Annotated in this window: 12 protein-coding genes; 1 reads left to right on the top strand and 11 read right to left on the bottom strand. The window is 71.2% G+C overall.

Going from position 1 to position 12,697, the window contains the following annotated elements; translation table 11 throughout:
• The first annotated feature begins 17 nt into the window (after nt 1–17).
• A complete protein-coding gene (locus KBO27_RS11150) occupies nt 18–890 on the top strand; it encodes a macrolide 2'-phosphotransferase (protein ID WP_210969922.1) in 873 nt (290 codons plus the stop codon).
• 231 nt (nt 891–1,121) lie between these two features.
• On the opposite strand, the gene KBO27_RS11145 is transcribed toward KBO27_RS11150, so the two are convergent.
• The 11 genes from KBO27_RS11145 to KBO27_RS11095 are packed head-to-tail and all read right to left on the bottom strand — an operon-like array spanning nt 1,122 to nt 12,603.
• Entirely contained in the window at nt 1,122–1,676 is a 555-nt protein-coding gene (locus KBO27_RS11145) for a GNAT family N-acetyltransferase (protein ID WP_307870353.1), read from the bottom strand.
• 40 nt (nt 1,677–1,716) lie between these two features.
• Nucleotides 1,717–3,177 (bottom strand): ABC transporter ATP-binding protein, encoded by a 1,461-nt coding sequence (locus KBO27_RS11140; protein WP_307870352.1) that lies wholly within the window; start codon nt 3,175–3,177, stop codon nt 1,717–1,719.
• On the bottom strand, nt 3,174–3,971 hold the full coding sequence (locus KBO27_RS11135; RefSeq protein ID WP_210969921.1) for an ABC transporter permease: 798 nt from the start codon (nt 3,969–3,971) through the stop codon (nt 3,174–3,176). Before KBO27_RS11135 ends, KBO27_RS11140 begins: the two co-directional genes overlap by 4 nt.
• Entirely contained in the window at nt 3,968–4,906 is a 939-nt protein-coding gene (locus KBO27_RS11130) for an ABC transporter permease (protein ID WP_307870351.1), read from the bottom strand. The genes KBO27_RS11135 and KBO27_RS11130 overlap by 4 nt, the downstream gene beginning before the upstream one ends.
• Nucleotides 4,903–6,429 carry an ABC transporter substrate-binding protein gene (locus tag KBO27_RS11125; protein ID WP_210969919.1) on the bottom strand — a complete coding sequence of 509 codons (1,527 nt, stop codon included), beginning with the start codon at nt 6,427–6,429 and terminating at the stop codon, nt 4,903–4,905. Before KBO27_RS11125 ends, KBO27_RS11130 begins: the two co-directional genes overlap by 4 nt.
• Before the next feature lie 11 nt (nt 6,430–6,440).
• Nucleotides 6,441–7,256 (bottom strand): class I SAM-dependent methyltransferase, encoded by an 816-nt coding sequence (locus tag KBO27_RS11120; RefSeq protein ID WP_210969918.1) that lies wholly within the window; start codon nt 7,254–7,256, stop codon nt 6,441–6,443.
• Nucleotides 7,241–8,506, bottom strand: a complete 1,266-nt coding sequence (locus tag KBO27_RS11115) for an MFS transporter (protein WP_210969917.1) — start codon at nt 8,504–8,506, stop codon at nt 7,241–7,243. The genes KBO27_RS11120 and KBO27_RS11115 overlap by 16 nt, the downstream gene beginning before the upstream one ends.
• The gene (locus KBO27_RS11110; RefSeq protein WP_307870350.1) at nt 8,503–9,510 is read right to left on the bottom strand and encodes a dipeptide epimerase; all 1,008 of its coding nucleotides are present in this window, start codon (nt 9,508–9,510) and stop codon (nt 8,503–8,505) included. Before KBO27_RS11110 ends, KBO27_RS11115 begins: the two co-directional genes overlap by 4 nt.
• The gene (locus tag KBO27_RS11105) at nt 9,507–10,568 is read right to left on the bottom strand and encodes a PLP-dependent cysteine synthase family protein (protein WP_210969916.1); all 1,062 of its coding nucleotides are present in this window, start codon (nt 10,566–10,568) and stop codon (nt 9,507–9,509) included. The genes KBO27_RS11110 and KBO27_RS11105 overlap by 4 nt, the downstream gene beginning before the upstream one ends.
• On the bottom strand, nt 10,565–11,347 hold the full coding sequence (locus KBO27_RS11100) for a Rossmann-like domain-containing protein (RefSeq protein WP_307870349.1): 783 nt from the start codon (nt 11,345–11,347) through the stop codon (nt 10,565–10,567). Before KBO27_RS11100 ends, KBO27_RS11105 begins: the two co-directional genes overlap by 4 nt.
• On the bottom strand, nt 11,344–12,603 hold the full coding sequence (locus tag KBO27_RS11095; protein ID WP_210969915.1) for an ATP-grasp domain-containing protein: 1,260 nt from the start codon (nt 12,601–12,603) through the stop codon (nt 11,344–11,346). Before KBO27_RS11095 ends, KBO27_RS11100 begins: the two co-directional genes overlap by 4 nt.
• Between the last annotated feature and the right edge of the window lie 94 nt (nt 12,604–12,697).

Raw genomic sequence — 12,697 nt, 5'->3', positions numbered from 1 at the left:
CCGCTAACGTCGGAGCGGTGCTGGCAGAACTCGCGCAACGGCACGGCCTTCGGGTCCGGGTCGAGGAGATCGATGAGACCGGCTGGGACTTCCAGGTCGGACATGCGGTCGACGCCGACGGGACCCGCTGGGTGCTGCGCGTACCCCGGCGTCGTGAGGTCGGCGACCTGATCGAGGGCGAGCGGCGCCTGCTGGAGCACCTGCGCCCACGCCTGCCCGTCGCCGTTCCCGACTGGGAGATCTGCACGCCGGAGCTTGTCGCCTACCGCAGGCTCCCGGGACGGCCGCTGGGGCCGGAACACCCGAAAACCCTGGAGTACCAGTGGTGGCGTGAGCCCTCCGAGGAGTTCTTCGCCGACCTCGGTGCGGTGATCGCGGAACTGCACCGCACCGAGGTCGACGAGGTCGCGCGGCTGGGCGTGCCGGTCTCAGGCGCTCGGGATCTCCGGGAGGAGACCGACGATCACCTGAGGCTGGCGGAGAGCATGATGGAGGTTCCCGAGAAGAAGGCGGCGCGCTGGCGATCGTGGATCCACGACGACGTGCACTGGTCACGGACCGCGGATCTGCGCCTGGTTCACGCGGATCTGCACCCCGGTCATTGCCTGGTGGACGAATCCGGTCGTCTGACAGGGGTTCTGGACTGGACGGATGCCGCGGTCGACGACCCGGCGCTGGACTTCGTGCCCGCCCACAACGCGTTCGGCGAGCGCGGCCTGTCGCGGCTGCTCGCGGGTTATGCGCAGGCCGGTGGGAGGGTACGAGCTGAATTCGTGTCGCATGTTCGGCTCCTCTCGGAGTTCCGGTTCTCGGTTTCGCTGGGCGTGTACGCGGTGGGGTCGGGGCGTGGTGAATTCCTGGAGATCGCGCAGCGGCGCCTTCTCGGTTGAGCGCCTGTGCTTTCCCACTCTGCACTTGTCAAACAACGAGCCGTCGAACGAGAATCCGTCCGTCGAACTGATGTTTCAAGTGTGCCGCGCGGCGTTCGAAAACGCTAGCGAACAGTCATCGCTGGATGGGGTGGCGAATCGATCACGCGCTGAAACCGGTTGGCGAGAAGAACCTTTGAACACGCCGCCGTGGAGTGATGTTCGTGGTGAGGCGGGTGTGTCGGCCGACGGTCAGATGACCGGGATCGGGATCTCGAAGTGCACGGCAGGGCTGTGCGCCGGGTCGGTGCGGCCGTCGTGGATCTCCTTGGCGACGCTGCGCCAGAACGGCTCGGCACCGTCGATGGCGGCGTTGGTGTGCAGGTAGATCGACTCGTAGCCGGGCGTCAGCGCGACGAAGCGGCAGGCCATCTCGACCAGTTCCCTGGCCAGCCCGTGGCGGCGGTGCTCGCGGCGGACGTAGACGCGGAAGATCTGGGCGGTCCTGCCCGAGGGATAGCGCTCGGCGAGCCAGGGCGCGTGCGGCGGGCTCTGCGGGCCGTCGGCGCGGACGGAGGTGGTGGCGACGACCTCGTCGTCCAGCGCGGCGACCAACAGGGCTTGCCGGGGGTCGTCGAAGTAGGCGGTGTCCATGTCGACCACGTCGTCGTGCCAGCGCGGGTCGTAGCCGTAGCCGAACTCCTGGTAGAAGGTGTCGAGCATGACCGACCTGGCGCCCGCCGCGTCCGCCCGGGTCGCTTCGCGCACCACGTACCGGCCGATCTGTCGCTCCCCGAGCTGGATCACGTCTACCTCCTCCGTCGACAACGTCTTTTGAAAATCATATTCAATTAGCGGTAGGCCATGTCTCCCGACCTCCCGCTTCGGCGGTGACGAGGGACCTGGTGACCGCGTGCCGCGGCGAGGCCAGGACCTCGGCGGCGGGCCCCTGCTCGACCACCCGGCCCTCGTCGAGCACCAGGACGCGGTGCGCGAGCCCGGCGACACCGGCCAGGTCGTGGGTGATGACCAGCAACGCGCACCCGGTGTTGTGCTGCAGCTTGGCCAGCACGTCCAGCAGGTCCGCTCGTCGTCGCGGGTCCAGACCGGAGGTGATCTCGTCGCAGATCAGCACGTCCGGTTCGGCCAGCACCGCGCGGACCAGCGCGGCCCGCTGCAACTCCCCACCGGACAGGCCCGCCGGGGTCCGCCTCGCGGTCGACTCGGGAATCCCCAGCTGCGCCAGCTCATCGGCGGCTCGCGCCCGCGCCCGGTCACCGGGCACGTCCCGCAACCGCTCCGCGGTCCGCGCGACCTGGTCCAGCACCGGGGTGAACTCGCTGAACGAGGCCCGCGCGTCCTGGAAGACGTGCTGCACGCGGGCGAGCTGCTCCCGGGAACGCCGGCGCAGCACCGGGGACAACGGCTCACCGCCGAGCAGGACCTCACCCGAGCGGTGCCGGTGGAGTCCGGAGACACACCGCGCGAGGGTCGTCTTCCCGCTGCCGGAACGGCCCAGCACCGCGAGCCTCTCACCCGGCGCGACCTGCAGCGAAACTCCGTGGAGCGTGTCGGTCCCGCGATGGCCCGCGGTCAGGCCCCGCACGGACAGGACCGGATCCGCCGCCTGCGGAGGTGCCGGTGCGACCGCCGTCGCCTCGGCGATGCCGTCCACATCGGAGGGACGAACGCGGCCGCCCTCCACGAGCAGGACCCGGTGCGCGAGGTCGCGGACCAGGTCGAGGTCGTGGGTGAGCAGCAGGATCGCCACACCCTGCTCGGCGACCGCCCGCAGCTCCGCCGCCAGCTGCGACCTCGTGACCGGGTCCTGACCGGTCGTCGGCTCGTCGGCGATGAGCACCTTCGGGTCGCCGATGAGGGCCTGGGCCAGCACGATCCGCTGCTGCTGTCCACCGGAGAGCTGATGCGGGTAGCGGCGCAGGAACCGCTCGCCGTCCGGGATCTGCGCGCGCCGGAGCGCGTCCAGGACCCGCTGCCGGACCTGCTGCTTCGGCACGTGCAGCCGGGCGATCTCGGCGAGCACCGAACCGATGCGGCGCACCGGGTTCAGCGCCGCCGACGGCTGCTGCGGGATGAACCCCACCTGCCCGTCGACGTCGACATCACCGGAGATCACCGCGCCGGGCGGTCTCTCGCCGAGCAGCGCGAGAGCGGTGGTGGTCTTGCCGCTGCCGGACTCGCCGACCAGCGCTGCGATCTCGCCGCCGTTCAGGCGGAACGTGGCGTCCGAGACGAGCTTGCGATCGCCGAGGGTGACGGTCAGGTTCCGCACGTCGATGGCGGTCACCGGGCCTCCAGGAAGGTCGTGTCGGACTGCCGGAGCCAGCGGTCGAACAGCAGGTTCACGCCGACCGACAGCGCGATGATCAGCAGCGCGGGCAGCACCACCGCCCACGGCTGCAGGAACAGCCCGGTGCGGTTGCGGTCCACCATCGCCGCCCAGTCCCCGGCCTGCGGGGAGAGCCCCACGCCGAGGAAGCTCGCCGAGGCCACCAGGTAGATCGCCCCGGTGAACCGGGTTCCCAGGTCGGCCGCCAGCGTGCGTCGCATCGCGCGGGCGACGTAGCCCACGGCGATGCGCGCCCGGCTCTCGCCCTGCAGCCGCATCGCCTCCACGGCGGGCCGTGCCGCCAGCGACAGCGCGGCGGCGCGGGTGATGCGCACGACGTCCGGCAGGTTGATCAGCGCGACGACCGCCACGAGAACCCACGGTTGGCCCGGGGCCAGCGCCGCCAGCAGCAGCAACATCAGCATCGACGGGACCGCGAGCAGCAGGTCCAGCGGACGCATCACCACCTCGTCCAGCAGCCGGTTGCGGGTCATGCCCGCGAGCAGCCCCAGCGGGAGGGCCAGCAGGTAGGTGCAGGCGGTGGCCGTCAGAGCCGTGAACACCAGCGACCGGCCGCCGAGCAGCACCTCGTCGAGCACGTCGCGGCCGACGAAGTCGGTGCCGAACAGGTGCCCGCCGCCGAGCACGAACGCCACGTCCTTGGCGGGGTCGTCCGCGGCGAACAGCGGACCGAACAGCGCCACCAGCACCGGTGCGGCGACCAGCGCGCCGGGGATCAGGTACCTGCTCATCGGTGGGCCTCCGCGGTGGGGGACAGGATGCGGGCGGCGACGTCGGCGCCGAGGTTGACCAGCACCGTCGTGCTCGCGAACACCAGGGCCAGCCCCTGCAGCACCGGCAGGTCCCGTGCCGAGACGGCGTCCAGCAGCGTGGTTCCCAGGCCCGGGACCACGAAGATGGCCTCCACCACGATCACGCCTCCGATCAGCCAGTCCGCCGTCCGCGCCAGCTGCTGCACCGCCGGGGCCGCGGCGTTGGGCAGCGCGTGCGCGAACCGGATCCGGGCGGGTGAGAGCCCGAGGCGCCGGGCGTGCTGCACGTAGGGGGACCGCTGCGCCTCGATCATCCCGGCGCGCACGAGGCGGCTCAGCGAGCAGATCGGCCGCAGCAGCAGCACGACGACCGGCAGCACCAGCAGGTCGGGCCTGCTCAGCAGGGAACCGCCCACGGCCGTCGGCGGGAACCAGCCCAGCTGCACGGCGAAGACCGTCACCAGCAGGATCGCCATCGCGAACTCAGGTGCCGCGTACAACCCGAGGGTGGTGCTGGTGATCGCCCGGTCCACTCGACCGCCTTCCCGGCGGGCGGCCAGCACGCCGACACCGGTCGACAGCGGCACCAGCAGCACCAGCGCCGAGCAGGCCAGCAACAGCGTCGGCCCGGCGGCCGAACCGATGACCTCGGCGACGCTGCGCGGACCGGCCAGCGAGGTGCCGAGATCGCCTTGGGCGGCGGCCAGGCACCAGTCCGCGAACCGCTGCCACATCGGCCGATCCAAGCCCAGCTGCTCCCGAAGCCCGGCGATGACGGCCGGATCGGGGTTGTCCCCGGCGATCGTCACGGCCGCATCGCCGGGGAGCGCTTCGGTCAGCAGGAAGATCCCCACGACCACGAGGAACACCTGGACGACGCCGAGCAGGACGCGGCGAAGCAGGTAGGGGATCACGCCAGCCACACCTTGTCGAAGCGCGCCCAGTCCAGGGTGTTGGCGGGAGCCCGGTCGTCGACCCCGCCGACGTTGGCGGCCGAGGCGACGATCCAGTCGGACACGCCCCACCACACGAAACCGCCCTCGTTGAACAGCTGCTCCTGCATGCGCCGGTAGATCTCGGCGCGGCGGTTCTCGTCCAGCGTGGACTGGGCCTCGTCGTAGAGGGCGTCGAACTCGGGGCGCCGCCACGCGGTGTTGTTGGTCGTGGAGCCCGACAGCAACCGCTGGGAGAAGTGCGAGTCCAGCGGCATCCCGCCGGAGCGGTAGCTGGCCAGGACACCGCTCTTGTTGATGTCGGACCAGTAGGTGTCCTTGTTGCCCATCCGCACGTTGAGGTTGAGGCCCACCTTGCGCGCCTGGTCGCTGATGGCCATCGCCGCCTCCTTCAGACCGGTGGAGGCGTCGGAGGTGTTGAAGTCGATGGTCATGCCCTCAGCCCCGGCCTGCTTCACCAGCGCCCGCGCCCGCTCCAGGTCCTGCCGGCGCTGCGGCAGTTCGGCGTAGTAGCGGTATCCCTTGCCGTAGAGGTCGTTGCCGACCTGGCCGGAGCCCTGCAGCACCGAGCGCAGCAGCTCCTCGCGGTCGATGAGGTGGAACATGGCCTGCCGCAGCTCGGGGCGGTCGAACGGCGGGCGGTCGACCTTCATCGCCAATCCGTGGAAGTTGCCCAGCGGCAACCGGTGGACCTGGAGCTGACCGCTGGACTCGTAGGTGCGGGCGCTGGTGAGGGTGAGGTCGTGGGCGTAGTCGATCTGCCTGCCCAGCAGCGCGTTCACCCGCGCGGCCTCGTCGTTGGTGACCACGATCTGCAGCTCGTCGACCAGCGGCGCGCCGTCGAAGTACTCGGGATTGCGCGTTGCGAGGAAGGAACGGCCCGGTTCGAAGGAGACCAGCTTGAACGGGCCGGTTCCGATCGGCTTGCTGAAGTCGGTGGTGCCCTCGGGGATGATGTAGGCGCCGAGGGTGGCCAGCGCGTTGGGGAACTCGGCGTAGGGCCGCTTGAGCCGGAACTCGACGGTGCGGTCGTCGATCGCGCGGCTGTTCGCCAGGTCGATCACCGACAGGGTGGACTTGGCGCGGCGGCTGCCACCGGGTTCGGTGATGCGCGCGTAGCTGGCCAGCACATCGGCGGCGCGCAGCGGGCGGCCGTCGTGGAAGGTCGTCTGCTGCAGCGTGATCCGCCAGGCCAGCAGGTCGGCGGAGGGCTCCCAGCGCTCGGCGAGCCGGGGCTGCGGGGACATGTCCGAGCCGTAGTCGGCGAGCTTGTCGTAGAGGGCCTTGGCGCGGGCGATCTCGATGTAGAGGTCGGTCTCGTGCGGGTCGAGGACCTCGGCGGCGCCACCGCCGGAGAACGCGGCCCGTAACCGGCCACCGGGTTTCGGCGCTCCGACGGTGCTCCCACCGCCCGGGGCGCACCCGGTGAGCAGGACGGCGCCGGCGGTCAGGCCCAGGAAGCCGCGGCGGTTGAGGTTCTGCATGGGGATCTCCTTCAGCGTCGGCGTGCGATCAGGTGCAGGCGGTCTCCGGACATCCGCTCGGACAGCTCCGCGTCGGCCCGCCACGGGGTGTCGGTGCGGGGGCCGGGTTCGTCGAACAGGGCCAGGACGTCGAATCCGCAGGTGCCGGCGAAGTGGCGCAGTTCCTGCGGGAACAGCAGCCGCCAGGCGGATCGCTGGACGAGCTCCGAGCCGTCGTGCTGCCACGCGCGTTCTCGCCGCAGCAGCTGTTCGGCGTGGTCGATCCACAGCCGCGTCCGGGACCGGTAGGTCGATCCGTCGTAGCTGAGCTCGCGTTCGGAGGTCTCGTCCAGCAGTTCGGTGTTGCCCAGGAAGAACGCACCGTTGCGGGCCTCGGCGACCAGCAACCCGCCCGGGCGGAGGTGCTCGTGGCACCGCCGCAGGAACGACAGCAGTTCCTCGTTGCGGTGGCAGTACAGCAGCGCGCTGTCCAGGCAGGTGATCACGTCGAACTCGCGGCCCAGCGAGAACTCCCGCATGTCGGCGACGACGAATTCCGCTTCCGGGCAGTGCTGCTGGGCGTGGGCGACCATGTCGGCTGAGGTGTCGATGCCGGTCACCCGGTACCCGTTGCGCACCCAGTACCGCGCGTCCCGCCCCGTCCCGCACCCCACGTCGAGCAGGTCTCGGCTCGGGCGTGGGGATTTCAGCGGAGATCGGGAATCTGGTTTCCGCTGAGATCCGGTGAAGCGGGTGACGACGTCGTCGACGAAGGTGGCCGCGGTGTGGTGGGGGTCGGGGAACCAGGCCTCGTAGATCTCGGGGTTGTCGGTCAGGAAGTTGCGCATGCGGGTTCCTCGGTTCGGGGGCCGATGCCGGTGCGGCGGTGGACGGCGAGGACGGCCAGTGCGGAGGCGAGTCCGATGAGGACGCACAGGGCGGACGGGAGCCACGGCAGGCTCGGGGCGGCGAGGTCGGTGGCCCAGCCGATGAGGGCGTTGCCCGCGGCGGCGGTCAGCCCGGAGGCCAGGTAGAACACGCCGAAGTAGGTGCCGGACAGCGCCGTTCCGCCGAACGAGGGGATCAGCTCGTAGACGAACGGTTGGGCCAGCATCACGCCGACGGACAGCCCGAACGCGGTGACCAGCACCGGGGTCAGCCGCAGCAGCGCCTCCCCGGGCGAGTTCGGCGGAGCGCCGGGCAGCAGGCTCGCCGCGACGGCGGTGACCGCGAACGACCCGCCCATCAGCGCCAGACCGGTGGTGATGGAACGCCCCCGGCTCCACCGCTCGGAGAACCGGGCGGTGATGCGCACCTGCAGCAGCAGGCTCGCGGCCGTCGACACCAGGAAGATCACCGACACCGCCGCGGGTGAACCGGTGAACTGCTCGGCGTGCATCGGAAGAACCAGGTACAGCTGGTTCTGCAGGGCGAACATGCCGGTCAGCGCTCCGGTGAACGCCAGGAACCGGCGGTCGGTGAGCACGCCGCGCCAGTCGGTGAGAACCGAGGTCCCCGAGCGCTCCACCCGCCGCACCGGCAGCACCAGCACCTGGGCGACCGTCAGCAGCGCGAAGATCACCGCCGCGATCACCGCCGAGAGCCGGAAGTTCACCAGCAGCAGCGCGCTGCCCAGCAGCGGGCCGAGCAGCATCCCGGTGTTGGCGAACACGTTGAACAGCGAGAACACCTCGGCGCGGCGGTCACCGGCCTCGGTCGCGAGGTAGGCGCGCACCGCCGGGTTGAACAGCGCACCCGCCAGGCCGCTGAGCACCGAGGCGCCCAGCAGCACCGGTACGGAGGTGCCGAAGGCGAACAGCCCGAAACCCACCGCGCGCAGCGCGCATCCGGCGATGATGACGCCGCGCGCGCCGAGCCGGTCCGCGGCCGAGCCGCCGACCAGGAACAGGCCCTGCTGGCTGAGGTTGCGCACGCCGAGGATCACCCCGACCACCGCCGCCGACATCCCGAGGTCGTGCCCGAGGTAGCCGGCGAGGTAGGGGATGAGCAGGTAGAAGCCGGTGTTCACGCCGAGCTGGTTGACCAGCAGCACCTGCACCGCCAGCGGGTAGGTGCGGATGAGTCGCCAGGTCTTCAAGCGGGTCGAACCCCCAGTCCGGTGGTGTCGGTGATCCGCAGCAGCCCGTCCTCGCCGCCGATGCCGGTCCAGGGATCGCGGGCCAGCAGCAGGTGACCGTCGAGGTCGACCCAGCGGGCCAGCCCGGTCAGGTGCACGGCCGGGGCGATGCCCAGCGAACTGGCGACCTGGCACCCGAGCATCACGTCGACGCCGAACTCCCGTGCGGTGTCGACGAGTTCCCGCGCGGCCCGAATCCCACCGCATTCGGGCAGTTTGATGTTGATCCCGTGCACCCGCGAGCCCAGCGCGCGCACGTCGTCGACGGTGCGGGCGTCCTCGTCGGCGATCACCGGGATCGGGGAGTCCGCCGCCACCTGGGCGAGCACGTCGGGCGTGCCCGGGGCGATGGGCTGCTCCACCGCGTCGACGTCGAAGCCGGCCGCAGCGCGCAGCATGTCGGCCGCCTGCTCGGGTTCCCAGGCGCCGTTGGGGTCCAGCAGCAGCCGGACGTCCGGCAGCGCGTCGCGGATGGCCTTGACCCGGTCCAGCTCCTCGGGCTCGGCGCCGATCTTCACCTTGAGCAGCCGGAACCCCTGCGAGGCCAGTTCGCATGCCGACGCCACGGCGCGGTGGGTCGGGGTGATGCCGATGGTGCGCGCCGTGGGCACCGGCCAGCTCGGTGCCGTCCCGACCAGGTCGTAGACGGCGACGCCGCGCGTGCGGGCGACCAGGTCGTGCAACGCCGCGTCCACCGCCGACCGCACGCCGGGGGAGGCCGAGATGCCCGCCACCAGCGCGGAAGTGGGGTCGAGCGGAACGAGTTCCCGTTGTGCCGCCGCGAGTTCCCGCTCGATGCGGTCCACGTCCAGTCCGTAGTAGACGCTGGTCACCACCTCGCCGTGGCCGACGACGCCGTCGTGCTCCGCGGCGACGGTGACCGCGCCGCGTTCGGCCATGACCGATCGCGAGATCCGCAGCGGTTCGCGCAGCGCGAGTCCGCCCACCCGCCAGCTCAGCTTCACGCGGGCACCTCCAGCTTCACCAGGGGATCGTTGATCACCCGGCAGCGCGTCCACCCCGTGGCCTCGACCTCGGGATCGGCGACCTCCACCGGGCGGGTGGCCGTGGCGCAGTCGAGGAGTCCCCGCGCGCGGCAGTAGTCGTCGTCGAAGACGGTGCCCAGGTAGCGCTGCGGGCCGTCGGGGAACACCGTCACGACGTTCGCGCCCGGCTCCACCCGCGACGCCCACGCCGCGACCAGCGCCACCGCCCCGGTGCTCCAGCCGCCGGTGACGAAGGAATCGCGGGCCAGGGTCCGGCAGGCGGCGACCGCCTCGGCCGGACCGACCCAGTGCACCTCGTCGAAGAGCTCGTAGGCGACGTTGCGCGGGTGGATGCTGCTGCCGAGACCGCGCATCACGCGAGGACGCGCGGGCTGGCCGAAGATCGTCGATCCGACGGTGTCCACGCCGATCAGCCGCGCCTGCGGCCACCGCTTGCGCACCGCGCGGATCGCACCCGAGCTGTGGCCGCCGGAACCGACGCTGCACACCAGCACGTCGACGCGGTCCAGGCATCGGGCGATCTCGGCACCCATCTCGTCGTAACCGGCCGGGTTGTCGGGGTTGTTGTACTGGTCCGGCCAGTAGGCGCCGGGCAGGTCGCGGCAGATCCGCTGCACCCGGTCCAGTCGCGCCTGCTGCCAGCCGCCCACCGGGTGCGGCTGGTCGACGACCTCCAGCCGGGTTCCGTGGGCCCGCAGCAGCGCGCGCATGCCGGGTTCGAGCTCGCTGTCGACGACGAGCACGATCGGATGTCCCAGCGCGTTGCCGGCGAAAGCCAGTCCCACGCCGAGGGTTCCGCTGGTCGACTCCACGACCGGGGCGCCGGGCCGCAGCTCGCCGCGCCGGCGGGCGCCGCGCAGCATCGACAGGGCGGCGCGGGCTTTCATCCCACCCGCGCTGAGACATTCCAGCTTCGCCCAGAACCCCGGGTGGGGACGTGGCAGCGGAGCCGACACGCGCGCCAGGGGCGTCTCCCGAACGAGGTCCAACAGGCCGGGGTTCGGTGCTGCGTTCAACGGCCCGCCACCTCCGAGTAGCGGTAGAGCACGCTCGGGCCGCCGTCGAGCCAGAAGAAGGGGTACGGCTCGGCGGACACGGCGGTGACGCCGTCACCGAGGAAGTGCGGCAGGATCCCGCTCCCGGTCTGGGCGAAGAACACCAGCGGTCGCCCGGTCCGGCGCGCGTGGTCGAGCAGCGTCTGGAAGGTGGGGCTGCTCAGCACCATCCCGGAGGCCAGCACCGCGTCGCAGTCGTCCAGCGCGCTCTCGGCGTCGGTGATCACCGGCTCGTCCCACTCGGTGCGGCCGCCCTTGCGGTCGCAGGCCACGTAACCGATCCCGCGTTCCCGCAGGCGTTGCAGCAGGGAGTTCACGACGCCCACGACCAGCACCCGGCGGACCCCGGAGGGCAGCAGGCCCACGACGTGCTCCGAGCGGTGCAGCGATTTCCGCAGCGAGTCACCGCGGTCGAGGTGCACGGCCTCGGCGTGCTCGTGGTGCGGACGCAGGTGTTGCAGGTGCGCGTCGAGAGCGGCGATCCGCACGGCGGGCAGCGGGTGCCGCAGGAGCTTGCGGACGGGTTCGCCGACGCAGTCCAGCACGACGTCCTCGCCGACCTCGCCGGGTTCCACCGCGCAGGATCCGACGGCCTCACCGACGCGGAGGCTGAGCACGTGGTTGCGGTAGGAGCGCTGCCGGGAGGCGTGCCGGACCCCTTGCTGGGTCAGGAAACCCACGCTGACCTCGGCATCCGCCTCGGGGAGCGCGGTCTCGATGAGGTCGTCCAGCGCCGTCACGCGACGTCCTCCGCGTAGCGCACGTCCAGCCCGGAGATCAGCAGCTCGGCGTGCGGACGCGCCGCCCCAGGCCGGTCGCTGGTCACCATCACGTGGCCCAGGTAGTTGTTGTTGCTGGTCGCGGGGCCGGCTCGGTGGCCGGCGGGCTTGAGCTTGAACTCCGCCACCGCGGGATCGCGCAGCGCTTCGGTGCCCTGGATCTCGGCGATCGGCCCGGTGCGCGGCGGCAGCAGGAACGAGATCGCCGCGCTCGACGCCCCGGTGTCCACCGGGCTGAGATCGGGCTTCTCGCCGAGCGCGACCTGCGCGTACACCCCGGCGAGGTCGATGCCGGTGACGCGGCGGATCAGCTCGGTGATCTGGTTGCCCGCCGGACGCGGGTTGACCTCGACGATGCGCGGGCCGTCGGCGGTCAGCTTGATCTCGGTGTGGCAGACGGTGTTGTCCAGGCCCAGCGCCTCGATCGCGGCCACGGCGGTCGAGACGACGCCGTCGCGGGTCTCGTCGTCGAGCGCGGCCGGGAACATGTGACCGGTTTCGACGAACCACGGTGCGCCGGCGACGCTCTTGTCGGTGACGCCGACGACCGTGGTCCGCCCGCCGAAGGTGACCGTCTCCACGCTCACCTCGGCGCCGGTCAACAGCTCCTCCAGCAACACCACGGGACTGCGTTGCTGGCCACGAGCGTTGACCGGAAATCCTTGCAGCTCGGCGAAAGCCGCGCGCAGCTGCTCGACGTCGTCGACCCGCCGCACGAACATGCCCGCGCACAGGTCCACGGGCTTGAGCACCAGCGGGAAGCCCATCGCCGCGGCCGCTTCCTCCAGGCCGCGCAGCGTTTCGGCGAGCGCGAAGGCCGGTCCGGGGACTCCGGCCTCGTGCAGCGCGCGCCGGGTCTGATCCTTGGCGCAGGCGCTTTCGACGGCTTCCGGCGCGGGCCCGGGAAGTCCCAACCGCTGGGCGATCTTCGCGGCGGTGGGCAGGTAGTAGTCGCACGAGGTCGCGACCCCGTCGAAGCCCAGCACCGGCTGCAGCCGTTCCAGGTGCGGCAGCAGCACTTCGGGGTCGTTGGTCTCGCAGGTGAGCACGTTGTCCGCACCCAGCAGCGGGTGCGGGCCGGGGCCTGGGGCGGAGCGCAGGTAGTGCTGCAGATCTCTGGTGACGAAGCTGAACCGGTGGCCCTCCTCGTTGATCGCTCTGGGGAGCAACGTGCTCATCGCCCCGACCCAGCTCTCCACCAACAACAGGTGACTCACACCGACTCCTCCCGGTCATTGCGCTTGACGCTCGGCGATGATAATCGTTTTCAATAAGTCTGACAACTCGCCGTAGGGATGTGAACCCGAAGTG

Origin of the sequence: Saccharopolyspora endophytica, from assembly GCF_018070075.1 — a bacterium.
Classification (GTDB): domain Bacteria; phylum Actinomycetota; class Actinomycetes; order Mycobacteriales; family Pseudonocardiaceae; genus Saccharopolyspora; species Saccharopolyspora endophytica.
Note: the sequence above shows the minus strand (reverse complement) of the source record. Positions and strands in the feature narration are given on the sequence as shown.

Bases quoted from the DNA above. Each gene is read 5' to 3' on its own strand.
- KBO27_RS11125 (WP_210969919.1), bottom strand. From the start codon at position 6,429: ATGCAGAACCTCAACCGCCGCGGCTTCCTGGGCCTGACCGCCGGCGCC.
- KBO27_RS11135 (WP_210969921.1), bottom strand. From the start codon at position 3,971: ATGAGCAGGTACCTGATCCCCGGCGCGCTGGTCGCCGCACCGGTGCTG.
- KBO27_RS11120 (WP_210969918.1), bottom strand. From the start codon at position 7,256: ATGCGCAACTTCCTGACCGACAACCCCGAGATCTACGAGGCCTGGTTC.